General features: G+C 71.0%; 26 protein-coding genes. 8 read left to right on the top strand and 18 right to left on the bottom strand.

Annotation, left to right across the window (positions count from 1 at the left end; translation table 11 throughout):
* Window positions 1-35: 35 nt before the first annotated feature.
* From O3S82_RS04740 to O3S82_RS04715, 6 genes are all read right to left on the bottom strand, one after another.
* On the bottom strand, window positions 36-428 hold the full coding sequence (locus O3S82_RS04740) for an SHOCT domain-containing protein (RefSeq protein ID WP_269305964.1): 393 nt from the start codon (window positions 426-428) through the stop codon (window positions 36-38).
* 120 nt (window positions 429-548) lie between these two features.
* Window positions 549-1,457 carry a glycine betaine ABC transporter substrate-binding protein gene (locus O3S82_RS04735; RefSeq protein WP_269305962.1) on the bottom strand — a complete coding sequence of 303 codons (909 nt, stop codon included), beginning with the start codon at window positions 1,455-1,457 and terminating at the stop codon, window positions 549-551.
* A gap of 73 nt (window positions 1,458-1,530) precedes the next feature.
* On the bottom strand, window positions 1,531-2,451 hold the full coding sequence (locus O3S82_RS04730) for an ABC transporter permease (protein WP_179425797.1): 921 nt from the start codon (window positions 2,449-2,451) through the stop codon (window positions 1,531-1,533).
* Window positions 2,451-3,671 (bottom strand): quaternary amine ABC transporter ATP-binding protein, encoded by a 1,221-nt coding sequence (locus O3S82_RS04725; protein ID WP_269305960.1) that lies wholly within the window; start codon window positions 3,669-3,671, stop codon window positions 2,451-2,453. The genes O3S82_RS04730 and O3S82_RS04725 overlap by 1 nt, the downstream gene beginning before the upstream one ends.
* 236 nt (window positions 3,672-3,907) lie before the next feature.
* Window positions 3,908-4,471 (bottom strand): hypothetical protein, encoded by a 564-nt coding sequence (locus tag O3S82_RS04720; protein ID WP_179425801.1) that lies wholly within the window; start codon window positions 4,469-4,471, stop codon window positions 3,908-3,910.
* 85 nt (window positions 4,472-4,556) lie between these two features.
* Window positions 4,557-4,847 carry a hypothetical protein gene (locus O3S82_RS04715; RefSeq protein WP_179425803.1) on the bottom strand — a complete coding sequence of 97 codons (291 nt, stop codon included), beginning with the start codon at window positions 4,845-4,847 and terminating at the stop codon, window positions 4,557-4,559.
* Between the two features lie 88 nt (window positions 4,848-4,935).
* Here O3S82_RS04715 and O3S82_RS04710 point away from each other — a divergent pair, with 88 nt between their 5' ends.
* Genes O3S82_RS04710 through O3S82_RS04700 form a run of 3 tightly spaced genes read left to right on the top strand, consistent with a single transcriptional unit; the run spans window position 4,936 to window position 9,148 of the window.
* The gene (locus O3S82_RS04710) at window positions 4,936-6,897 is read left to right on the top strand and encodes an MFS transporter (protein WP_269305958.1); all 1,962 of its coding nucleotides are present in this window, start codon (window positions 4,936-4,938) and stop codon (window positions 6,895-6,897) included.
* Window positions 6,894-7,439, top strand: a complete 546-nt coding sequence (locus tag O3S82_RS04705; RefSeq protein WP_269305955.1) for a TetR/AcrR family transcriptional regulator — start codon at window positions 6,894-6,896, stop codon at window positions 7,437-7,439. Before O3S82_RS04710 ends, O3S82_RS04705 begins: the two co-directional genes overlap by 4 nt.
* A 38-nt stretch (window positions 7,440-7,477) precedes the next feature.
* A complete protein-coding gene (locus O3S82_RS04700) occupies window positions 7,478-9,148 on the top strand; it encodes an ABC1 kinase family protein (RefSeq protein ID WP_179425809.1) in 1,671 nt (556 codons plus the stop codon).
* Between the two features lies 1 nt (window position 9,149).
* Here O3S82_RS04700 and O3S82_RS04695 read toward each other — a convergent pair whose 3' ends face one another.
* From O3S82_RS04695 to O3S82_RS04685, 3 genes are read right to left on the bottom strand one after another with little or no spacing between them, the layout of a single operon-like run.
* Window positions 9,150-10,832, bottom strand: coding sequence for a phytoene desaturase family protein (locus tag O3S82_RS04695; RefSeq protein WP_269305953.1), 1,683 nt, complete (start codon window positions 10,830-10,832; stop codon window positions 9,150-9,152).
* A gap of 39 nt (window positions 10,833-10,871) precedes the next feature.
* A complete protein-coding gene (locus O3S82_RS04690) occupies window positions 10,872-11,525 on the bottom strand; it encodes a TetR/AcrR family transcriptional regulator (RefSeq protein WP_269305951.1) in 654 nt (217 codons plus the stop codon).
* A gap of 30 nt (window positions 11,526-11,555) precedes the next feature.
* A complete protein-coding gene (locus O3S82_RS04685) occupies window positions 11,556-12,305 on the bottom strand; it encodes a helix-turn-helix domain-containing protein (RefSeq protein WP_269305949.1) in 750 nt (249 codons plus the stop codon).
* 112 nt (window positions 12,306-12,417) lie between these two features.
* Here O3S82_RS04685 and O3S82_RS04680 point away from each other — a divergent pair, with 112 nt between their 5' ends.
* From O3S82_RS04680 to O3S82_RS04665, 4 genes are all read left to right on the top strand, one after another.
* Window positions 12,418-12,762 carry a DUF1330 domain-containing protein gene (locus tag O3S82_RS04680; protein WP_269305947.1) on the top strand — a complete coding sequence of 115 codons (345 nt, stop codon included), beginning with the start codon at window positions 12,418-12,420 and terminating at the stop codon, window positions 12,760-12,762.
* A 71-nt stretch (window positions 12,763-12,833) separates the two neighbouring features.
* The gene (ald, locus tag O3S82_RS04675; RefSeq protein ID WP_269305945.1) at window positions 12,834-13,964 is read left to right on the top strand and encodes an alanine dehydrogenase; all 1,131 of its coding nucleotides are present in this window, start codon (window positions 12,834-12,836) and stop codon (window positions 13,962-13,964) included.
* 35 nt (window positions 13,965-13,999) lie between these two features.
* Window positions 14,000-14,212 carry a hypothetical protein gene (locus O3S82_RS04670; RefSeq protein WP_269305942.1) on the top strand — a complete coding sequence of 71 codons (213 nt, stop codon included), beginning with the start codon at window positions 14,000-14,002 and terminating at the stop codon, window positions 14,210-14,212.
* Window positions 14,213-14,215: 3 nt separating this feature from the next.
* On the top strand, window positions 14,216-14,458 hold the full coding sequence (locus tag O3S82_RS04665; protein WP_269305940.1) for a hypothetical protein: 243 nt from the start codon (window positions 14,216-14,218) through the stop codon (window positions 14,456-14,458).
* Here the strand turns inward: O3S82_RS04665 and O3S82_RS04660 are convergent.
* Window positions 14,431-15,042, bottom strand: a complete 612-nt coding sequence (locus O3S82_RS04660; RefSeq protein ID WP_269305938.1) for a helix-turn-helix domain-containing protein — start codon at window positions 15,040-15,042, stop codon at window positions 14,431-14,433. The genes O3S82_RS04665 and O3S82_RS04660 overlap by 28 nt on opposite strands.
* Window positions 15,043-15,107: 65 nt before the next feature.
* Between O3S82_RS04660 and O3S82_RS04655 the strand changes: the two genes are divergently transcribed.
* Window positions 15,108-15,713: an SAM-dependent methyltransferase gene (locus O3S82_RS04655; RefSeq protein ID WP_269305936.1), complete on the top strand. Its 606-nt coding sequence runs from the start codon at window positions 15,108-15,110 to the stop codon at window positions 15,711-15,713.
* A gap of 13 nt (window positions 15,714-15,726) precedes the next feature.
* Here O3S82_RS04655 and O3S82_RS04650 read toward each other — a convergent pair whose 3' ends face one another.
* The 8 genes from O3S82_RS04650 to O3S82_RS04615 are packed head-to-tail and all read right to left on the bottom strand — an operon-like array spanning window position 15,727 to window position 22,702.
* On the bottom strand, window positions 15,727-17,010 hold the full coding sequence (locus O3S82_RS04650) for a Glu/Leu/Phe/Val family dehydrogenase (protein WP_269305934.1): 1,284 nt from the start codon (window positions 17,008-17,010) through the stop codon (window positions 15,727-15,729).
* A 50-nt stretch (window positions 17,011-17,060) separates the two neighbouring features.
* Window positions 17,061-17,984, bottom strand: a complete 924-nt coding sequence (locus tag O3S82_RS04645; RefSeq protein ID WP_269305932.1) for a biotin-dependent carboxyltransferase family protein — start codon at window positions 17,982-17,984, stop codon at window positions 17,061-17,063.
* Window positions 17,981-18,595, bottom strand: coding sequence for a 5-oxoprolinase subunit B family protein (locus O3S82_RS04640; protein ID WP_269307033.1), 615 nt, complete (start codon window positions 18,593-18,595; stop codon window positions 17,981-17,983). The genes O3S82_RS04645 and O3S82_RS04640 overlap by 4 nt, the downstream gene beginning before the upstream one ends.
* 5 nt (window positions 18,596-18,600) lie before the next feature.
* Entirely contained in the window at window positions 18,601-19,413 is an 813-nt protein-coding gene (locus tag O3S82_RS04635) for a LamB/YcsF family protein (RefSeq protein ID WP_269305929.1), read from the bottom strand.
* Window positions 19,394-19,846, bottom strand: a complete 453-nt coding sequence (locus tag O3S82_RS04630; protein ID WP_269305927.1) for a GlcG/HbpS family heme-binding protein — start codon at window positions 19,844-19,846, stop codon at window positions 19,394-19,396. Before O3S82_RS04630 ends, O3S82_RS04635 begins: the two co-directional genes overlap by 20 nt.
* Window positions 19,843-20,601, bottom strand: a complete 759-nt coding sequence (locus tag O3S82_RS04625; RefSeq protein ID WP_179425835.1) for an SDR family NAD(P)-dependent oxidoreductase — start codon at window positions 20,599-20,601, stop codon at window positions 19,843-19,845. The genes O3S82_RS04630 and O3S82_RS04625 overlap by 4 nt, the downstream gene beginning before the upstream one ends.
* Window positions 20,598-21,056: a hypothetical protein gene (locus tag O3S82_RS04620; protein ID WP_179425838.1), complete on the bottom strand. Its 459-nt coding sequence runs from the start codon at window positions 21,054-21,056 to the stop codon at window positions 20,598-20,600. The genes O3S82_RS04625 and O3S82_RS04620 overlap by 4 nt, the downstream gene beginning before the upstream one ends.
* On the bottom strand, window positions 21,053-22,702 hold the full coding sequence (locus tag O3S82_RS04615) for a GMC family oxidoreductase (protein ID WP_179425840.1): 1,650 nt from the start codon (window positions 22,700-22,702) through the stop codon (window positions 21,053-21,055). Before O3S82_RS04615 ends, O3S82_RS04620 begins: the two co-directional genes overlap by 4 nt.
* Between the last annotated feature and the right edge of the window lie 33 nt (window positions 22,703-22,735).

Here is a 22,735-nt window from a genome sequence, read left to right as displayed (position 1 = left end):
CGCTACGCGCCCCGGTCCAAACGTCCGACGGTCGATCAGGCGAGCGCCTTGGCCTTCAGGACCTCGAACTCCTCGGCCGAGATCGTGCCCTCGTCGAGCAGCGCCTTGGCGATCGCGATCTGGTCGGCAGGACCGGCCGCGCCGGCCGGGGTTGCGGCCACCTCGCGGATGTAGCTCTCGGTCGCGCGACGCGAGCGCTCGGCCGCCGCGATCGAGCGCTCCGTCATCCCCCGGCCCCGGAAGATCACGTAGACCAGCGCCGTCAGCGCGGGCACGAAGATCAGGAACAGCAGCCAGACGGCCTTGAGCCAGCCTGACAGCTCGTGATCGCGGAACAGGTCGGCGATGACGTTGAACAGCACGATCAGGTAGGCCACGAAGAAGAAGGCCCAGAGCATCACCAGCACGAAGTCCCACACGTCGTTCATGTCTCTCCTCGGAGTCGGGGCGCGAGCGCGCCGGGACGATCCTCGCGGCTGGAGAGGTGCAGAGTTTCGTGCACGAAGGGAATTCACCCTGCGCGGGTGACCCGCGCAGGGTGAATCGGCTCAGCTCTTCAGGTTGTCGACGAAGTCCGGGTTCTCGTCGAGCCAGGTCTTGACGGCGGCCTCGACACCGGCCTCCTTGTCCGCGTCGTACGCGTCGACCACGGACTTCTCGAGCGAGCCGTAGGTCTCGTCGTCGAGCGTGAAGTTCGCGAACATCTTCGCGACCTCCGGGTGCTCGTCGCCGAAGCCCTTCGTCGCGATCGCGTGCAGGGCCTCGGTCTTGCCGAGCGCGCCGTCCGGGTCCTCGAGGTCCTTGACCTTGAACTGGGCGTTGGCCCAGAACGGACGCCACAGGGTCACCACGATCTCGCGCTGGTCCTTCACGGCCTTCTGCAGCTCGGCCAGCATCGCGGTCGTCGAGGACTCGACGAGCGTGAAGTCGTCGTCCAGGCCGTACGCCGGGATGACGCTCTCCTTGGTGGTCTTGGTCAGGCCGGCGCCGGGCTCGATGCCGATGATCTTGCCGTCGAGCTCCTTGGCGTAGTCGGGCAGATCCGCGATCGAGGAGATCTTCGAGTACTCGGGGACGGCCAAGGTCAGCGCAGCGCCCTCGTAGTAGGCGCCCAGGTCCTCCAGGTCGTCGCCGTACTGGTCCATGTACGCCTCGTGCGTGACCTCGGACCAGGCCGAGGGATACACGTCGATGTCGCCCTTGGCGACGCCGGTGTAGAGCGGCGCGGCGTCGGCGATGTCCTTGATCTCGACGTCGTAGCCCTCGCGGTCGAGGATCTCCTTCCACAGGTACGCCGTGCTGAGGCCGTCGGTCCACGACGGGATGATGCCCAGGGTGATGCTCTTGTCAGCGCCCCCGGCATCGTCTCCGTCGTCGGAGCCACAGGCGGCCAGGCCGGCGCAGAGGGCCACGAGCGCCGCGGTCATTCCCACCACGCGGCGGATGTGTGTCGTCAACTTCTTCTCCTTGTTTCGTGTTGCTTCGTCAGGTTCGAGAATCGTGCGTTCAGTCAGTGCGAGAGGTGCGTGATCAGGCGGCGAGGGCGGGCTCCTCCGCTTCTCGCGAGCGCCGTCGCGACGGCCGGCGCCGCTTGCGCGCGCCGACGCCCGCGGTGACGCGGTCGAGGTAGATCGCGAGCGCGACCACGGACAGGCCCGCCTCGAAGCCCAGACCGACGTCCAGGCGCGAGATCGAGGTCATCACCGCGCCGCCCAGGCCGCCGCCGCCGACGAGTCCGGAGATCACCGCCATGGACAGCGCGAGCATGATCACCTGGTTGACGCCGGCCATGACGGTCGGCATCGCCAGCGGCAGCTGGATGCCGCCGAGGATCTGCCGCGGGGTGCCGCCGAAGGCGTGACCCGCCTCGACGATCTCGCGGTCCACCTGGCGGATGCCGAGCTCGGTGAGCCGCACCGCGGGCGGGAGCGCGAAGATCACGGTCGCCACCAGACCCGCGGCGACGCCGATGCCGAAGAGCATGACGACCGGCACGAGCCAGACGAAGGCCGGCATCGTCTGCATGAGGTCCATGACCGGCCGCACGAGGCGACTCACGCCGTCCCAGCGCGCGGCCGCGACGCCGATCGGCACGCCGATGAGCAGGGCGATCGCACTCGCGACGAGCACCACCGAGAGCGTCTGCATCGCGTTGTCCCACTGGTCCATCGCGATGACCGCGGTGAGGATGAGCGCCGCGCCGATCCCGAGTCGCCAGGTGGCCGACAGCGCGGCGATCACGGCCATGACGAGCACGGTGACGAGCGCGGGCGGCCACTGGAGCAGGTCGGTCAGCGCGCCCGAGACGGCGCCGATGCCGTCGGCGATCGCGTCGAAGAACCCGCCGGCGTGGTCGAGGACCCAGTCGAACGCGACCTCGATCCACTCGCCCACGGGGATCCGCGGGACGCCGGACTCCACGGTGTCGATGGTTGCCAAGGTCGAAGTCATCACACTGCTCCTGCCGTCGTGCCGATGCCGTTGTCGCCGGTCTCCTTGCCGCCGACGGAGCCCAGCGCGCTGAGCAGCGTCACCCGCGGGATCACCCCGATCAGCCGGTCGTCCTCGACGACCGCGAGCGCCGCCGGGCTGTCCGCCGCGGCGCCGAAGAGGTCGACGACGGGCACGTCGGGACGCACCGTCACCGCGGGCTGCACCAGTCCGTCGAGCGACTCCTGGCCGCGGGCCAGCGCGGAGACGACATCCTCCTCGAGCACGACGCCTCGCAGCCGCCGCTCGCGGTCGACGACCATCAGGGTGGAGATCTGGTGCTCGCGCAGGAGTCGGTGCGCGGCGCGCGGCCCCTGGAGCGAGCCGAGCACGGCCACCGGCGGCTCCATGACCGAGGCCGCCGTCAGCACCCGGGTCCAGTCCACGTCCTGGACGAACTGGGCGACGTAGTCGTTCGCGGGGTTGTTGAGGATCTGCTCGGCCGTGCCGACCTGCACGACGCGTCCGTCCCGCATCATCGCGATGCGGTCGCCCAGTCGCATGGCCTCGTTGAGGTCGTGCGTGATGAACAGGATGGTCTTGCCCAGCCGGTGCTGCAGCTCGACCAGCTGGTCCTGCATTTCACGGCGGATCAGGGGATCGAGCGCGCTGAAGGCCTCGTCCATCAGCAGCACGTCCGTCCCGGCGGCCAGCGCCCGCGCGAGGCCGACGCGCTGACGCATGCCTCCGGAGAGCTCGTCGGGCATGGAGTCGCCCCAGCCGTCCAGCCCCACCATCGCCAAGGCCTCGTTCGCCGCGCGCTCACGATCACTGCGGTTCAGACCCCGCAGCTTCAGGCCGTAGGCGGCGTTCTCGCCGACCGTGCGGTGCGGCAGCAGGGCGAAGTGCTGGAACACCATGCTCACCTGGTCGCGGCGGATCTCACGCAGCTGCTTGGCATTCGCGCGACTGACGCTCTGCCCGCCGACCGCCAGCTCGCCCGCGGTGGGGGTCAGCAGACCGTTGACCATGCGGATCAGCGTGGACTTGCCCGAGCCCGACAGGCCCATCACGACGAAGATCTCGCCGGCCTCGACGTCGAAGCTCGCGTCGATCACGGCCGGAACGAGGCCGCGCTCCATCAGGTCCTGTCGCGAGGCTCCCTGTCGCAGCGGCTCGAGCGCGCGTTCGGGTCGCTTGCCGAAGACCTTGAAGACGCTCTCGGCTTGGATGACTGGCACTCGCGCTCCTGCGGATCGGTGGTCGGGTCGGGAGCGTCGCTCCCACGACGAGAGCCGATCTCTCCGGTTCGACCACCATGCGATCGCCACATCAAGCCAGGCACCACACGACAGAAATCGTCCGATGAACGCTCACGCCGCGTCCTCGAACGTATCAAGGCCCGGCGGAGCACCGAGCACCCGGTGCAGGCGAAGGGCGGCCCCAGGTGGGATGGGGCCGCCCTTCTCCTGCTCCCTCAGAACCGCGAGAACGGCCGCGGCGTCGCGTAGCCGAAGGTCGCGTTCTCGGCGAAGGCGTCGACCCCGAAGGTGGCGTTGAGCGCACCCGCGGCGGTGTCGGTGAGCGTCAGCCGCACCGCGCCGAGGTCACGACGATCCGAGCTGCGGATCTTGAAGAGGTCCACCCGGCCGACGTCGCCGATCGTGCCGGTCACCTTGCCGCTGACGCGTCCCCGCGCCAGGTCGATGGTGAAGTCGGAGACCGTGATCGTCGACGCGCCGGCGGTCAGGCTGAGGCCGCCGCTGTGCTTGATCTGCAGACCCTTGAGGCGGTAGCCCGTGATCGGGAACCGGGCGGCGAGCGTGCCCTTGTACGCGAACGCCTTCGCGCCCGCGGTCGGAGCGGGGGTGATGCCCGCGCCCGCGATCAGGTCGTAGACCGGCGGTGCCACGACGACCTGCGTGTAGCCGACCTTCTTGCCGCTGTGCTTCGCCGACGTGGCCTGCGCCGGTGCCCCCAGGGCGGTCGCCATGCCGAGCGTGAGCACGACCGTCAGCAGCGCGAGAATTGCCTTCCTCATGATGGATTCCCCTTTCGGCGACCGGCGGATCCGGCCGCTCGAGGGGGCTTCGTAGGCGGCTTCGATTCGGATGGGTCCGAATCGGTCAGGCCCTGTGGGCCTTCCAGATGCCCATCAGGAACAGGCTGATCGCCGACGCGATGGCCAGGGCGGTCCAGCCGGCAGTGACGCCGTCGACGGCACCCGAGCGGGCGGGGCCGAGGCTGAGCAGCGCGACGACCGAGGCCGCCCAGCAGCCCACGGCGACGAGCATGCCGATGCCGAGGATGACGCCGCCGATGTGGGAGGGTCTGGTGCCGTCGCGGTGGGCCTGGTCCTGCGGCTGGCCGACGTGCGGCACGTGCAGGTGCGGCAGGTGGAGATGAGCAGTGGCCATGATGCTCTCCTTCGCTCGAGGTCGCATCGACCGGTCCTTCGACTGTACGCCTGGTGCGCCGGGTCGACAACGGTGATTGAATGGCGCCGTGAACAAGCGTTCACGGCGTCACGAGGCGCCGGCTCCCAGTGCGGCACTGATCGTGACGACGCTGTCGCTGTGCGGCATCGTCGTCTCGCTCCAGCAGACGCTCCTGCTCCCCCTGCTCCCGGTCCTGCCGGACCTGCTCGACACGTCGGTCGACAGTGCCTCGTGGCTCGTCACCGCGACCCTGCTGGCCGGAGCGATCGCCACGCCGACCGTGACGCGCCTGGCCGACATGTACGGCAAGCGCCGCATGCTGATGCTGGCCCTCACGATCTCGGTCCTCGGCTCGCTCCTCGGCGCGTTCAGCCAGGACCTGCCGCTGCTGATCGTCGCCCGGGCCCTGCAGGGCGTGGGCACCGCCGTGGTCCCGGTCGGCATCGCGATCATGCGCGACGAGCTGCCGCGCGAGCGGATCCCGCTGGGCGTGGCCCTCATGAGCGCGACGCTCGCGATCGGCGCGGGTGTCGGGCTGCCGGTGGCCGGCCTGATCTCCGAGCACCTCGACTGGCACGCGATCTTCTGGGTGACCGGCGCCGTCGGTCTCGTCCTGCTCGGCGCGGCCATGGCGGTCCTGCCCGAGTCCCCGGTCCGCACCCGCGGCACCTTCGACATCCGCGGCGCCGTCCTGCTGTCGGCCGCGTTGACCGCCCTCATGCTCGCGATCTCGAAGGGCTCGATCTGGGGCTGGACCTCGCCGACGACGCTCGGCCTGGTCGTCGTGGGCGGCCTGCTGCTGGCCGCGTGGGTCCCCATCGAGCTGCGGACGCCCAGCCCGCTGGTCGACCTGCGCGTCTCGTCGCGGCGCGCCGTCGTGCTGGTGAACTCGACGTCCATCCTCGTCGGGTTCGCGATGTTCGCGAACATGCTGCTCACCACGCAGCTGCTCCAGCTCCCCGAGGAGACCGGGTTCGGGCTCGGTCTCGGCGTGCTGGAGACCGGCTGGTGGATGGTGCCGAACGCGGCCGCGTTCGGCCTGATGGCGCCGGTCTCGGCGTGGCTGACACGCCGCTTCGGCCCCCAGGTGACCGCCCTGTCCGGGACGCTGATCATGGGCGTCGCCTACATCCTGCGCGTGTTCCTCAGCGACGACCTCGCCCAGGTCGTGATCGGCTCGGTGATCGTCGGGATGGGCACCGCCATGGTCTACGGCGCGCTGCCGACGATGATCATGCGCGCCGTCCCGGTCACCGAGACGGCGTCGGCGAACGGCCTGAACGTGCTGCTGCGCTCGATCGGCACCACGAGCGCGAGCGCGATCGTCACGGCCGTCACGTCCGCGTTCGTCGTGACGGTCGGCGGGCAGGAGGTGGCCGGCGAGCAGGCCATCACCCTGCTGTTCTGGCTCGCGGCGGCCACGTCCCTCGCGGCGGCGGCGGTCACGGTCCCGACGCTGCGGATGCAGGACTTCTCCCCTGACGCCGACCGAGCCGGCACGGCGACCACGAGCCGCCCGACCCGCGTCGTGCGTGGCCAGGTCGTCGACGAGCAGGCCCGCCCGGTGCGCAGCGCCGTCGTGACCGTGCTGACCACCGACGGCAGCGCCGTCGACTGGGGCCAGGCCGACTCCGAGGGTCAGGTGGCCGTCGCGGTGCCGGGCCCGGGCGACTACTTCGTCGTCATGTCGGCCGACGGCTGGCAGCCGAGGTCGCGCATCGTCACGCTCGGCGACGAGACGCGGATGCCGCCGCTCGTGCTGCGCCACCGGCTGACGCTCGAGGGCACGATCACCGACACCGACGGCCAGCCCATCCCCGGTGCGCTCGTCATCCTGACGCACCACGCGGGCGAGGCGGTCCACTCCGCGCGCACCGACCACGACGGCCGCTACGCGGTGCCTCGACCGCCGAACGGACGCTACGTGCTCAGCGCGATCGCCGACAACGGCGCGACGGGTGCGCGGCCGGTCACGGTGTGGGAGGCCAACCGCACGGCCGACCTCACGCTCGGGACTCCCCTCGCATGACCGTCCGCGACGAGCCTGCCGCCCTGCGTGCCTCGGTGCTGCGGGCCGCCGCCGAGCTGTTCGCCCGCAACGGCTTCCCCGAGGTGACGATCCGGGCGATCGCCGCGCGCGCAGGCACCTCCCCCGCACTCGTCATGAAGGTCGCGGGCAGCAAGGAGGAGCTCTTCCACCGCACGGCGACGATCAGCGCGCCGACGCTGCCGGACGCCCCCGCGAGCGGCCTGGGCGCCGCCTTGGTCGAGGAGCTCGTCGACCGCCAGCGGCGCGGCGACCTCGAGCACCTGGGTCGTGCGCTGATGCTGCGCGTCAACGCGCCCGATCCCGAGGCGGTCCGCGCGAAGTTCCTGCGCGGCTACGTCGATCCGCTGGCCGAGCGACTCGAGGGCCCCGACGCGCGCCTGCGCGCCGAGCTGGCCGTGGCGGCGCTCACCGGTCTGGCGACCGTGCTGCGCTTCTTCGAGAGCCCCGAGCTGCTGGCCGACCTCGACGGGGTCGAGCAGGCCTACGGCCCGATCGTCCAACGGCTGCTCGACGGCGCGTGAGGGAGCGACCGCCGCCCGACTTGGGCATGCTTGCGGTCATGACGATCCTGGACGACAACCGGTACGTCGCGCTGGCCCGCCTGGTCCGGCGCCACGGCCGGTCCGACCTGCTCGCCGGAGCCCACCTCGACGAGTTCGACATCGACGACGAGACCCCGCTCGGCGACGCCGAGCGCGCGGAGGCCTTCGCCGCCGACCTCGAGCGCATGGGCCCCACGTTCATCAAGCTCGGCCAGCTGCTCTCGACGCGGTTCGACCTGCTGCCGTCCTCGTACACGACGGCGCTCGAGCGCCTGCAGGACGAGGTCGACCCGATCGACTTCGAGACCGTGCGCGAGGTCGTGGAGACCGAGCTCGGGGCCACCATCAAGGAGCGCTTCAGCGACTTCGACCCCGAGCCCCTCGCCGCCGCCTCGCTCGGGCAGGTGCACCGGGCGGTGCTGCGCAACGGGCGCGAGGTCGTGGTGAAGGTCCAGCGGCCCCACGTGCGCGAGACGGTGCGCGAGGACATGAAGGTGCTCGGCCGACTCGCCCGCGTGGCCGACAAGCGCACCGAGGCCGGGCGCAGCTTCGGGTTCGGGCGCCTGCTCGACCAGTTCCGCCGGTCGCTGGCCGGTGAGCTCGACTACCGCCGGGAGGCGCGCAACCTGGTGACCTTCGGCGAGCTCACGGCGGCCTACGACCTGCTCCTGGTCCCCCAGCCCGTACCGGCGTACACGACCTCGAAGGTCCTCGTCATGGACTACGTCGAGGGCCGCAAGGTCACCGACATCGGTCGGCTGGGCCTGGTCGACGTCGACGCGCGGCCCATCGTCGAGCAGCTGTTCAGCGCGTACCTGCACATGATCCTCGACGCCGGCATCCTGCACGCCGACCCGCACCCCGGCAACCTCCTGCTCACCGACGACGGCCGGCTCGCGCTCCTCGACCTCGGCATGACCGCCTCGGTGCCGCCGCGGGTCCAGCACGACATCATCAAGCTGCTGCTGGCCATCAGCGACGGCGACGGCGAGGAGGCCGCCTCGATCCTCGCGAGCGCGGGACACCGGCTCGACGGGTTCGACGCCGCGGCGTTCCGCGACGACGTGGCCCACCTCGTCTCCGAGGCCGTGGCCAGCGGTGCCGACGTCGAGGTCGGTGCCGTGCTGGTGGACCTCAGCCGGCTGTCCGGCAGCCACGGCCTGCGCCCGCCCGCCGAGATGTCGATGGTCGGAAAGGCACTGCTCAACCTCGACCGCGCCACCTCGCACCTCGACCCCGGCTTCGCTCCCGCGGAGGCGATCCGCGAGAACGTCTCGAGCATCTTCACGGCCGGGTTGACGATGTCGCCGGGCGGGATCGTCGCGGCGGCGATCGAGTCGCGGACCTTCGCGGCCGAGCTGCCCAAGCGCGCGAACCGCATCATGGATGCGCTCGCCGAGGGCGAGTTCCGGGTCAAGGTCGACGCGGTCGACGAGGAGCGCCTGCACACCGTGCTCCAGCGCGTCGCGAACCGGCTGACGCTCGGCATCATCATCGCCGCCACGATCCTCGGCGCCGCCCTGACGATGCGCGTTCCCTCGGAGTGGACCCTGCTCGGCTACCCCGGCCTGGCGATGCTGCTGTTCCTCTTCGCCGTGTGCGCGGGCGTCGCCCTGGCCGTCTGGATCGTCATGACCGACCGCAAGGTGGCCCGCACCGAGCATCCGACGGGGCCACCGCGGACCTGACTCAGGCGTCCACCCGCGGGCGTCGTCGCGCGGCCCGCCGGATGACCGAGCCGGGCTTGGACGCGAGCAGCGGGTCGAAGTCCTCGGTGATCTCCGTGAGCCGGGACTCGTCCACGAACACCGCACCGTCGCGAACCTCCTGCACGAGGTCGCGGCCCAGGATCGCGCTCGCCGTGCCCATGCCGCCCCAGATGGTGGCGTTGATGCCGAACAGGAACTCCGTGCTGCCGCCGGCCAGGAACAGGCCGGGGACGTGGGTGGTGACGCGCGGGCGGAACGGGCCGAGGTTCTTCATCAGCGGGGCGATGCCGTAGCAGGAGCCGTCGGTCGCGAGGGTGAACCGCTCCTGCGTGATCGGCGTCGACGCCTCGCAGAACACCATGCGCTCGCGCAGGTCGGGGATCATCATCGAGGCAGTGTCGAGCACACGCTCCGTGAGCTCGGCCTTGAGCTGGCGGTACTGCTCGTCGCGGCCGTAGCCCGCGCCCTGCGTCGGGTCCGAGTCCACGTTCCAGAACGCGTGCTCCTTCGGCGCGAAGCTCACGAGCTCGAGGGTCGAGTAGCCGGGCGGCGCCGAGTGCGTCCCGTGGGGATCCTTCGCGGTCGGGCAGCTGATGCCCACCGGCATCTGCTCGGGACAGCGGCCCGCGGCCACCTCCCGGTAGTAGCCGTCGACGTCGTGGTTCGGCCACACCCAGGCCAGCGGCGGGGTGTCGCGCTCGCGCAGGTCCACGTCGAGTGCGACGTAGACCGCGAACATCGGCAGTGTCATCTCGAGGTCGCGCAGGCGCCGCCGCAGCCGACGGGTGAGGTGCTCGTCGCCCACCAGCTCGGCCCACGTCTTCTTGAAGTCGGCCGCCGACACGACGACCTCCGAGCGGATCTCCTCGCCGCCCACGAGACGGACCCCGGCCGCGCGTCCGTCCTCGATCAGGATCCGCTCGACCGTGGCCTTGGTGCGGACCCGACCGCCGTGGGTCTGGATGACGTCGGTGAGGTGCGCGCCGATCACCTGGCCACCGCCGCGGGGGTAGTAGGCGCCGGCCTGGAGGTAGTGGTGCAGCAGGCCACCGTGCATGACGGCGGGCGTGCGGTGCGGGGGCCACGTGTAGTCGCCGTTCTCCGCGAGGATCACGGCCTGGGCGTCGGCACTGAGCCCGCAGGCGTCGAGCAGCTTGGTGATCGGCCGGACGCCCCAGCGCAGCAGCGCCCACGGGCGCCGGCGCGGCTCCTCGCCCGCGGAGATGATGCGCAGGATCCGCACGCAGCGGCGCAGTCCCGCCTCCTCGTCGGGGAACGTCTCGACGAGGCGCTCGACGTAGGCGTCCCATCCGGTCGGCGTCTCGAAGGTGGTGCCGGGCACCATGACCCGGCAGTGGCCGTCGGGGTTCTGACGCAGCCACTCGATCCGCCGGGTGAGGGCGAGGCCCGCGAGCGCGGTCTGCATGCGGCCACCCGGCTCGCACTCGCCGACGTAGTGGGTGCCGACGTCGAACTCGAACTTGTTGCCCGCGCGGCGGAAGACCTGCGTGCTGCCGCCGACGACCTGGTTGGCCTCGAGCACCAGCACCCGCTTGCCGTTCGCGGCGAGGTACGCGCCGGTCGTCAGGCCGCCGGGGCCCGCGCCCACGATGACGACGTCCCAGACGGCGGGGTCGGGCGAGGTCGTCGGAGTCTGCGTCATGGCGGCCCTTCGAAGAGTGATCTGGAGTCTGACTCCAAGTCAACCATGCTCGGGCGCCGCGGCACCCACCAACAGGCCTTCGAGCAGCACGAGTCCCGACTCGATCACGGCCGCCTCGACCCGCTCCGGCGAGAGCTCGAGCGCGTCGCGCCGCAGGGCCAGGGCGGCGACGCCGTTCCATGCGCCGAAGAGGAAGAAGGAGGCGAGCTCGGGGTCGACCCGCTGGATCGCGCCGGACTCCACCGCGTCGCGGATGCTCTCCTCGAACTCGCGGCGCAGCTCGCCGAACCGCTCGACGACCTGGACCTCGACGGGAGTCCGCGGCCCGCGCTCCCCCGTCACCATCAGGTACTTCACGACGACGGGGTGGTCGAGCACCAGCCGCAGGTAGGCGGCGCCGACACCGGCGAACCGCTCGAGCGGCGAGGTCTCGGCGGCGTACGCCGCACGCAGCGTCTCGGTGGCGACCGCGACGACCCGTTCGGTCACGGCGGCCAGCAGCCCGTCCTTCGTGCCGAAGTGCACGTAGACCGACGCCGGCGAGACGCCCGCTTGCGCGGCGACGTCCTCGATCCGGAGCTCCTCGGGCGCGCGCTGCGACACGAGCAGCTCGGCCGCGTCGAGCAGCGAGGTGCGCGTGCGCTCGCGCCGACGCGCGCCCCGCGCCGCGGCGGACTTCTCGGCGTCGCTCACGGCCCCACCCTAGGGGCGGCGACGCCCGGGTCAGCCGAGCGCGCGGCGGGTGGCCTCGTCGGCGGGGTAGAACGCCTCGATCGCGAGCTCGGAGAGCGTCACCTCGCGGGGCGTCCCGAAGACCGTGGTGGTCGAGATGAACGAGAGCACCCCGGCCTCGGTGCGCAGCTGGAACGGCACGACGAGCGCGGGCGAGGTGACCGGCTCGATGCCGCCGGCCACGACCTCGTCGTGCAGCTCGGCGAGGAACGAGTCACCGGTGCTCGTGTGCTCGCGGTGCAGCCGCTCGGCCAGGTGCGCGCGCCACTCATCGAGGTTCGCGATGCGGGGCGCGAGCCCTCGCGGGTGGATCGACAGGCGGATCACGTTGACCGGCGGCTCCAGCAGGTCGGCGCCGACGCCCGCCAGCAGTCCGTACGTCGCCTCGTTCGCGGCGACGAGGTCCCAGCGGCGGTCCACCACGAGGGCCGGATAGGGGTGGTGGGCCGCGAGGATCGCCTCCAGCGCGCGGTTCGCCTCGGCCATCGGCGGATCGGCCAGACCGTGCTCGGGGTGCGCGGGCGCGTGCCCGGCGGCGAGCAGCACCTGGTTCTGCTCGCGCAACGGCACGTCCAGCTGGGTGCACAGGCGCAGCACCATCGAGCTCGTGGGACGACTGCGTCCCGTCTCGATCCAGCTCAGGTGTCGCGTGGACACGTCGGCCCGGTTGGCCAGGTCCAGCTGGGAGAGGTGGCGGCGCTGGCGCCACTCGCGGATCAGGGTGCCGGCGGTTGCGCTCACGATCGTCAACCTAGCCACGTGAGGGCATCGTGACCATGACCTCGGAGGTCATCGACCATCAAGCGTGCTCGGGGTGTGATCGAGCCATCCACCCCGACGAACGGAGCACCTCATGACCACCACGACCAAGGCCTACGCCCTCGCCTACCTCCGCGAGGTCGACCTCGGACCCGAGATCGTCGAGTACATCGAGCGGATCGACGCGACGCTGGAGCCCTACGACGGCCGCTTCCTCGTGCACGGCGGTCAGCTCACCGGCATCGAGGGACCCTGGGACGGCGACCTCGTGATCATCGAGTTCCCGAGCGCCGACGCGGCCCGCGCCTGGTACGACTCGGACGCCTACCGGGCGATCCTCGCGCTGCGCACCGAGCACTCGAACTCGATGACCTGCATCGTCGAGGGGGTGCCCGACGGCTACCGCGCCGTCGACAAGCTCGCGTCGCTGCAGGCCTAGGAAGGACTCGCGTGCCCACCTCCGCGATCGCCGGTAGCGTGAGGTGGGTCACACGAGGAGAGGCAAAGGCCGTGAGGATCGGTGTCCCGCAGGAGATCAAGAACCACGAGTACCGCGTCGCGATCACGCCTCTTGGCGTACGCGAGCTGACCAATCGCGGACACGAGGTGCACATCCAGACCGGCGCGGGGGTCGGCTCGTCGATCAGCGACGAGGACTACGTCGCCGCGGGCGCCACGATCGTCGGCGACGCGGAGGCCGCGTGGGGCACCGACGGCGGGATGGATCTGGTGCTGAAGGTGAAGGAGCCCGTCGAGGCGGAGTACCACCGGATGCGCGAGGGACAGCTGCTGTTCACGTACCTGCACCTCGCGGCCGACCGCCCACTGACCGAGGAGCTGCTCACGCGGAAGATCACCGGTGTCGCCTACGAGACGGTCACCGGCGCCACCGGCGGGCTGCCGCTGCTGTACCCGATGAGCGAGGTCGCGGGCTGCCTCGCGCCGCAGGTCGGGGCGCACGCACTGATGAAGGCGCAGGGCGGTCGCGGCTTGCTGCTCGGCGGAGTGGGCGGCGTCGCGAACGCGAAGGTCGTCATCATCGGAGCCGGCGTCTCGGGGCAGAACGCGGCCAACATCGCGCTCGGCATGGGCGCCGACGTGACGCTGCTCGACACCGACCTCTACAAGCTGCGGATGAGCTTCTGGCGGTACGACAACCGCGTCCACGGACTGGCCTCGTCGATGCTGGCGATCGAGCAGCAGGTGCTCCAGGCCGACCTCGTGATCGGGGCCGTGCTGCTGCCGGGCGCCGCCGCGCCGAAGCTGGTGACCAACGAGCTGGTCTCGCGGATGAAGCCCGGATCCGTCCTGGTGGACATCGCGATCGACCAGGGCGGCTGCTTCGAGGACTCGCACGCCACCACCCACGACGACCCGACCTTCACCGTGCACGGCTCGACGTTCTACTGCGTCGCCAACATGCCCGGCGCGGTCCCGAACACCTCCACCTACGCGCTGACGAACGCGACCCTCCCCTACGTGATCGCGCTCGCCGAGCACGGCTGGGTGGACGCCATGCGCGCCGACGCCGGCCTTGCGCAGGGTCTCAACACGCATGCCGGCGAGGTCACCCACGCCGGCGTCGCGGCGGGCGTCGGGCTCGATTCGGTCGAGGTTGAGTCGGTGCTCGCCTCCGCCTGACGCGTCGCGCGGGCGCGAGCGGGTACGTCCCTCACATGAGCGACTCGACCCTCTATGCCGCCCTCGCCGCGACCCTCATCGCCACCGGCTGGCTGCTGCCGATGGGCGTGATCCGGACGATGGCCACGCACGAGGTCGACCGCACCCCCGGCATGCGGAACCTCGCGCGGATCTCGCTCGCCCTCGGCTGCGTCTCAGCGATCGCCTGCCTCGTCATCGCGATCGTGATCCTCGGTCGCGCCGGCTGAGTCATGATGGTCCGGTGCCGGCTGATCGCCACCGAGGAGCCGCGCCGCATTTGCATCGCCCGGTGCTCGTGCGGCGAGTACGGCTGCGGCTCGACCGACGTGACGATCGTCCGCGACGGGGAGGTCGTTCACTGGGACTGGCACGTCGAAGTGCCGGTTCCGCACGGGATCACCTTCGACGCCGAGACGTATGACCGGGAGGTCGCGCGGATCGGCGCTCAAGACCCCGCGGTGGTCGCAGACTGATCGCGGAGTCGCTTCGGCGCGACCCTCAGGTGGGCCCGCTCGCCCTGCTTGCCGACGAGGCTGAGGAACTCGACGGGTCCGGCGCTCGTCGCGCCGAACCAGTGCGGGGTGCGGGTGTCGAACTCGACCGCCTCGCCCGGCTTGAGGACGATGTCGTGCTCGCCCAGCACGAGCCGCAGCCGACCGTCGAGGACGAAGGCCCAGTCGTAGCCCTCGTGCGTGCGCAGCTCGGGCTCGTCGTCGTCGCGACCGGCGGGCAGCACGAACTTGTAGGCCTGGATGCCGCCCGGGCGGCGGCTCAGCGGCACGATCGTCCGCCCGTCCTTCGTCGCGAGAGGCTTCAGGGTGACGCGCGGATCGCCGGTCGGCGGGGCGTCGACGAGTTCGTCGAGGGTCACGCCGTGCGACTTCGCGAGCGGGAGGAGCTGCTCGAGCGTGGGACGGCGCAGTCCCGCCTCGAGACGCGAGAGGGTGCTGGTCGAGATGCCGGTCTCGGCGGACAACTCGCTCAGCGTGACGTCGCGCCGCTGGCGCAGCTCCTTGAGCCGAGGCCCGACGGCATCGAGCGTGCGATCGATCTCCATGGCCCCAGTTTGCCATTCGGCAACAAAGATTGCCGGATCGACGGCACGCGGGTCATGGTCGATGCATGGAGCACACCTTCGACGACCACTACTGGAACGACATCTGGACGGGCGACCGCGCCGTCGCGATGAGCACGAGCGACCCGAACCCCCACCTGCAGCGCGAGACGCGCCACCTCGAGCCCGGGACGGCACTCGACGCGGGCTGCGGCGCCGGAGCCGAGGCGATCTGGCTCGCAGGTCAGGGCTGGACCGTGACCGCCGCCGACATCTCCCCAGCAGCACTCGCCTTCGGGCAGGAGCGCGCGGTGGCCGCCGGACTTGCCGGGCAGGTGGAGTGGCTGAGCGCCGACCTCTCCACGTGGGACCCCGGCACCACGTACGACCTCGTCACCACGCACTACGCCCACCCGGCAATGCCGCAGCTGGAGTTCTACGACCGCCTCGCCGAGTGGGTCGCGCCCGGCGGCACGCTGCTCATCGTGGGACACCTCCACGGCCACGACTCCCCGGACGAGGCCTCCGCGACGGCCGCGAACATCACCGCCCGCTTCGACTCACCCGGTTGGGAGATCGTGACGGCCGAGGAGTCGCAGCGCATCGTCGACGGCCCTGGCGGCCACGCGACCGTGCTGCACGACGTCGTGGTCCGTGCGGTTCGCCCGGCGTGACGCCGAGTGATGCTCAGGGGTACAGACCTCGCGCCAGGTGAGCCGTCGCCACGGTCTCGATGGCCAGCACCGTCGCCGCCTGGCGCAAGCTGACGTCGCGGCTCTTCGCGGTGCTCAGGACTCGCTCCCATGCGTGGTCCATCCGCTCCTTCAGCCGGGCCTCGACGTCCAGTTCGCTCCACCAGTACGCCTGGTTCGCCTGGACCCACTCGAAGTAGGACACGATGACGCCCCCGGCATTGGCGAGGATGTCAGGGACCACGAGGCATCCGGCATCCTCGAGGATGCGATCGGCTTCCGGCGTCGTCGGGCCGTTCGCGCCCTCCACCACGATGGACGCACGGACGCTCTCCGCGTTGCCGGCGTGGATGACGCCTTCGACCGCCGCAGGCACGAGGAGATCGACATCGGCGACGAGCAGATCGTCACGATGCGGGAGGTCGTCTGCACCGCTGAACCCCACGACGCTGCCCGACTCGTCGACGTGTCGCTCGAGCGCGGGCACGTCGATGCCGAAGGAGTTCTGGATCGACCCGTACTGGTCGCTGATCGCGGCGACCTTCACGCCCGCCCTCCAGAGGAAGAGCGCGGCGTCGCGCCCCACCTTGCCGAAGCCCTGGACGGCAGCCGTGGTCCGTTCCAGCTCGAGACCGCGATGACGCAGTGCGGCGAGGGCGACCAGGACCACACCTCGCGACGTCGCGCTGGCGCGGCCGAGGGAGCCGCCGAGTTGCGTCGGCTTGCCCGTCACCACGCCGGGGATCGTGAAGCCCTTGTTGACGGAGTAGGTGTCCATCATCCACGCCATGACCTGGCTGTCGGTTCCGATGTCCGGCGCGGGGATGTCGGTCGTCGGACCGAGGATCGGCATCAGCTCGCTGGTGTACCGCCGGGTCACTCGTTGGATCTCGGCACGGGAGTACTGGCGCGGGTCGAACGCGATGCCGCCCTTCGCGCCGCCGTAGGGAATGTCGACCAGCGCGCACTTCCAGGTCATCCACATCGCCAGCGCCCGGACCTCGTCGAGGTCGACGGTCGGGCTGTACCGCAACCCGCCCTTGGACGGGCCCCGCGACATGTTGTGCTGGACGCGGTGGCCGACGAGGAGCTCGACCGAGCCGTCATCGCGCCTCAGGGGTACCGAGACGGTCACCTCGCGCCGCGGCGTCGCGAGCATGTCGCACATGCCGTCGTCATAGCCGAGGATCTTGACGGCTTCGGCGAGCTGGGCTCGCGCGTCCTTCAGCGGGGTGGGAGTCGCGTCCGCGACGAGAGCGCTCGAGGGGTTGGTGGACATGGCTACCGGTCACTCCATTGTGTCGGTGGGGATGGGCGGATCGAGGGTGGTCAGTGGGAGATGCGCTGGCGGGCTGCCTCGTGGGCGACGAAGTCGACCGGGACAGGACGGAAGACGACGGTGTCTCCCGCACGGGCCTGGGCGAGGGAGTCCAGTCCCTCGCGTGTCACCACGCCGATGACGGGATAGCCGCCGGTGACGGGGTGGTCGTCGAGGAACACGATGGGACCCGAGGAGGGCACCTGAACGGCACCCACCGGGACGCCTTCGCTGGGAAGCTCTCCGGACACGGCGCGGGTGAGCTCAGGTCCGATGAGACGCACGCCGATCCGGTTGCTCGCGGCGCCCACCGTCCACCTCGCCGCCGCGAGCGTGGACAACGCGGCGCCGGTGAACCAGTCGTCACGCGGCCCGAGCACCAGCGGCAGCTCGATGGGAGCCCCGGCACGCCCGGTCGACACCGGCGCGTGGTCGACGGGAGGAAACCGTCCCCAGTCCGTGCCGAGGGTGATCTCGTCGCCGCGCTCGAGCGGAGCGGGGCCGATGCCGGCCAGCGTGTCCCGCGAGCGCGAGCCCAGCACCTGCGGGACGTCGAGGCCGCCTCGGACTGCGAGGTAGGTCCGAAGGCCCCACGCCGGCTGGCCGAGTCGGATGGTCGCACCCGCGGGGACGTGGACGCGCGAGTTGGCGCCGTGCCTGATGCCATCGACCCACAGGGGCGCCGTCGCACCGGTCGTGGCGATCCAGGTCGCGCCAGTCGTGACGGCCTCGAACCCGCCGAAGGTGACCTCGAGCACCGCGCATCCCGGCGAGTTGCCCACCAGGCGGTTCGCGAGCGCATAGGCGGACCGGTCGACGGCGCCGGAGACGGTCACGCCCATCGCGGCGAGACCACGGCGGCCCTGGTCCTGGACGGTCGTGAGAATCCCGGGCTCGACGATGCGCACGACCGGTGTTGTCGCGGGGCGCCTCACGGACGCTCCTCGAAGCGAACGGCCGTGCCCGGCATGAGCGTCACCGGCTCGGGTCGGTCGACGTCGAACAGGAGGTGGTCGGTGTGCCCGACGATGCGCCAGCCACCCGGGGACTCGGACGGATAGATGCCGGTGAAGTGGTCGGCCATCGCGATGGATCCGGCAGGCACCCGGGTGCGTGGCTCGCTCAACCGAGGGATCGAGGCGGTGTGACCCGGTGCGACCAGGTAGCCGAACCCGGGCGCGAAGCCCGTGAAGGCGACCCGCCACGACAGACCCGTGTGCCACTGCACGAACGATGCACGCGTCATGCCCAGCTCCTCGCACGTCGCGTCGAGGTCGACGCCGTCATAGACGGCCTGGATGGTCAGGACCTCCCCCGCGTCGTCCGACACGGTCGCCAAGGACTGCTCCGCCGCGATCTCCGCCACGCGACGTGCTGTCGTGGTCGCCGCGTCGAACTCGATCAGGACGGTCCGCACCGCCGGCACGAGCTCGGTGATCCCGCGGCCCTCAGGCGTGTCGCGAGCCTGCTGCAGTCCGCGGTACAGCGCCATCATCTCCTCGAGGTCGGCGACCTCGGCCAGCACGGCTGTCGTGCCGGCGGGCATCAGCCTCACCGCGCGCTCCCGACCGGCTCGTCGACCGCCGAGGCGATCTCCACGCCGGCGGCGGACAGCGCCGAGCGCACCCGACGCGCCAGCGACACGGCACCCGGCGAGTCGCCGTGGACGCAGATGCTGGCGGGGCGGACGGGCGTCGTGCCGCCGTCCAGCGTCCCCACCACGCCACGGGTCACGACCTGCACCACACGGTCCGCGACCGTCTGAGGGTCGTGAATGACCGCCCCTTCCATGGAGCGTGGCGCGAGGCGACCGTCGGCGAGGTAGGCCCGATCCGCGAAGCCCTCGGTGATCGTCGTGAGCCCTCGAGCAGCCGCCGTCTCGAGCAGCACCGATCCCGGCAGGGACATCACCCTCAGCGACACATCGATCCGGCACACGGCGTCGACGATCGCCGCGGCCTGCTCGGCATCGTGCACCGCGGTGTTGTACAGCGCGCCGTGAGGCTTCACGTACCGGACCTCGCCGCCCTCCGCGCTGGCGATCCCGGAGAGGGCTGCCAGCTGGTAGGCGACGAGATCCGCCAGCTCCTCGCGCGCGATCGTCATGGGTCGCCGGCCGAACCCGGCGAGATCGGGATAGCCGACGTGCGCACCGATGCGCACGCCGTTGGCCACGGCCCGGGCGACGGCACGGCGCATGACGGTGGGGTCACCGGCGTGGAAGCCGCACGCGATGTTCGCCGAGGTGACGACGTCGAGCAGATCGTCGTCCGTTCCGAAGCCCCAGCGGCCGTACCCCTCTGCGAGGTCGGCGTTGAGGTCGATCCGCGGACGTGCCAGGGACTCAGTCGTCGAGGCGCTCACGAGCAGCCTGCTGGGATCGTGCGTCCTCGAACGCGCTCACGGCGGCGGCACTGATCTGCGTGTCGTCGTCGAGCGTGCCACCGGACACGCCGACGGCACCGATGACGTTCCCCGTCTCGTCCGTCAGGGGACGGCCGCCCGCGAAGGTGACGAGCGGGCGCCCGCTCAGCGCCGTGTTCAGCCCGTAGAACGGACCTCCGGGCTGGACGGACGAGTCCAGGGCACCGGACTCGGCGCGGAGCGACAACGAGGTGTAGGCCTTGGCCACGGCGAGGTCACGCGCAGCCAGGATCGCGTCGGGGTCCGCGGCGAAGGCGAGCAGATTTCCGCCGAGATCGACCACGGCCACCGCGGAGGGAGCCTCCCGCTGAGCGGCGTGGGCGAGAGCACCGGCCACCGCGGCCTGGGCGAGGTCGAGCTCGAGTCGAGTCACAGCAGGCCTCCATCGATGATGACCGTCTGACCGGTCATGTAGGACGAGTCGTCCGTCGCGAGGAACGCGACGGCCTTGGCGATCTCCTGCGGGGTCCCCTGACGCTTCATCGGCACGGAGGAGGCGACCATCTCGTCGAGCACCTCGCGACCACCCATGTTCTCGATCGCGGGTGCGTTGAACGGAGTGTCGACCCAACCGGGCGCGAGGCAGTTCACGCGGATGCCCTCGTCCGCGAGCTCGTTCGCCAGCGCTCGCGAGAACGCCACGATCGCGCCCTTCGACGCCGAGTAGGCCACCTGACCGGGTCCGCCACGCACGCCGGCGATGGACGAGATGTTCACGATCGCTCCGCCGCCACCTTCGGCCAGGAGCGGCACGCCGTACTTGGCCGCCAGGAAGCACGTCTTGGGATTGACGCCCATCAGCTGGTCCCAGGTCCCCTCGTCGAACTGGGTGATCGGACCGGACCTCTGGATGCCAGCGTTGTTGACGACGGCGTCGAGTCGGCCGGCCCACTCCCGGACGCGCTCGATCAGCGCCGCCACGTCCGTCGCCGAGGTCATGTCGGCGTGGACGAAGATCGCCGTGCCGGCCTCGGAGAGCTCGGCCGCCACGGCGTTCCCGTTCGTCTCGTCGAGATCCGCGACGACGACCGCGTACCCACGGCCCACCAGCTCGCGCGCCGACGCCAGTCCGATGCCCGATGCCGCTCCCGTGACGATCGCGACGGGCTGCGTGAACCTCTCGCTCATGCCTCTGCTCCTTCGGCGGGGGTGGGTCGGAAGATCGGTCCGCGCTCGACGACTCGTTCGAGCATGTCGAGGTAGTCGCCGGTGTCGTCGACCAGCCGGCGGTCCTCCTGGCCCGGGTATCCCAGGGCGAGGCGGGCGCGGTCATCCATGTAGTAGGCGCCGGACACCAGGACACCGACGGCGACGAACGCCTCAGGATGCTGCTTCGCATAAGCGCGCAGCGCGTCCTCGAGGCCGGCGTCGATCGGCTCGAGGGTCTCCAGCGCGTGCAGGAGGTCGTCGCGGAGGTCGGGTCGCAGCCTCAGCGCCTCATCGATCCACCGATCCGCGACGCCGACCTCGGCACCCGAGGGCATCCCGGCCGCCGCGGGGATCAGCACGTCGAGGACACGGACCAGCGTCTCGCGCTGCGCCGTGTTCAGGGCAGTCGGACTCATGCCGATGGGCGTCGTCACGATGCCACCTCCTGGTCACGACGACCGGCGATGAGGTGACGGACCGCGCGCAGGGTGAGCGCCGCGATGGTCGCCGTCGGGTTCTGACCCGTCGAGGTCACGAAGGTGCTCCCGTCGTAGATGTAGAGGTTCGCGATGTCGTGGGACCGGCCGTACTGGTCGACGACGCTCGTCTCCGGGTCGTCTCCCATCCGCGTCGTTCCCAGCAGGTGCCAGCCACAGTCCCGCATGAGCGGGGTGTCGTAGGTCTCGATGGCGCCGGCGGCCAGGTGCGCCTCGCGCGCCCGCGCCAGGTGGAAGTCGAGCAGCCGGCGCGTGTTCTCGCTGGTCTTGTAGATGATCTTCGGAGCGGGAAGTCCGTCGGAGTCGACGAGCGAGTCCGACAGCACGACGCGATTCGCCTCGTCAGGGAGGTCCTCGGCGATGATGCCCCACTCGAACGACCGGCCGAACGTCCGGCGCGCCGCCTCGTGGAAGGAGGGACCCCACGCCGCGAGCGGGTCGGGCTCGCCGTCTGCGTCACCGTGCTCGGCATGGCCGCCGTAACCCGAGCGGTTGCCCAGCGGGCCACCTGCCGGCATGACCTGCCACTTCGCGCCGCGGACGAATCCACGGGACAGATCGGTCTCGTAGAACTCGTGAGAGACGATCGACTGACCGGCAGGACCCAGCCAGCTCTCCAGGTCCTCCTCGTAGACGCCGTTCACCGCCGCGTACGGGTGCATCATGAGGCGGCGCCCCACCAGGCCCGAGGAGTTCGCCAGACCGTGGTCGAAGCTGTCACGACCCGACATCAGCAGCAGACGCGGGGTGCCGACGCCGTTCGCCGCCACGATCACGGTCGAGGCCGCCACGTGGTGGCGCACGCCGTCGCGATCGATGTAGACGGCACCGTCCGCCAGCCCCTGCGCGTTGACGGTGATCTCGGCCACGCGTGCTCCGGTGATGAGCCGCACGCCTGCCCGGATGGCCTCCGGCCAGTGCGTCAGGTCGGCGCTGCCCTTCGCGCCCTCGGGGCACCCGGTCTGGCACGTGCCACGCCGCACGCACGCCTCGCGGCCGCGGTAGGCCTTGGACGCGATGGCGTTGGGCGCGGGCCACCAGTGCCAGCCCAGCTGGTCCATTCCCTGCGCCGCGCGCAGGCCGATCTTGCCGATCGGCAACGGCGGCAGCGGGGGCGCCTCCCCGTCGGGGTAGGTCGGGTCGTCACCGAGCCCCGCGGTGCCCATCTGCTGGTCGATGTCCTCGTAGAACGGCTGCAGGTCCTCGTAGGTCAACGGCCAGTCGTCGGCGACCCCGTCGAGCGTCCTGACGCGGAAGTCCGACGGGAGCGCACGCACCCAGTGGGCGCCGTAGAGGATCGTCGCGCCACCGACGCCGGCGTACATGAGCGGGTTGACGTCGGACTCGGTGACGTCGATCGGGTAGTCCGCCGCCCGGCCACGCACGTTCGGGTTGGGGTGCCAGTCACGCTGCGCGGACAGCTCCCAGTCCTTCGTGGCGCCCTTGAACGCCGCACGATGGGTCCAGTCGCCCTGCTCCAGGCAGGTGACGGAGAATCCGGCAGCGATGAGCTCGCTGGCGGCGATGGCTCCGGTGGGTCCGGCGCCGACGATGAGGACCTCGACTCGGTCGGGCTGTGCCATGGGATGACGCTCCTTGCGTTGCGTGGTGGGAGG

The organism is Aeromicrobium sp. HA (genome assembly GCF_027171405.1).
Taxonomy (GTDB): Bacteria; Actinomycetota; Actinomycetes; order Propionibacteriales; family Nocardioidaceae; genus Aeromicrobium; species Aeromicrobium tamlense.
This window is presented reverse-complemented; position numbering and strand designations above follow the sequence as displayed.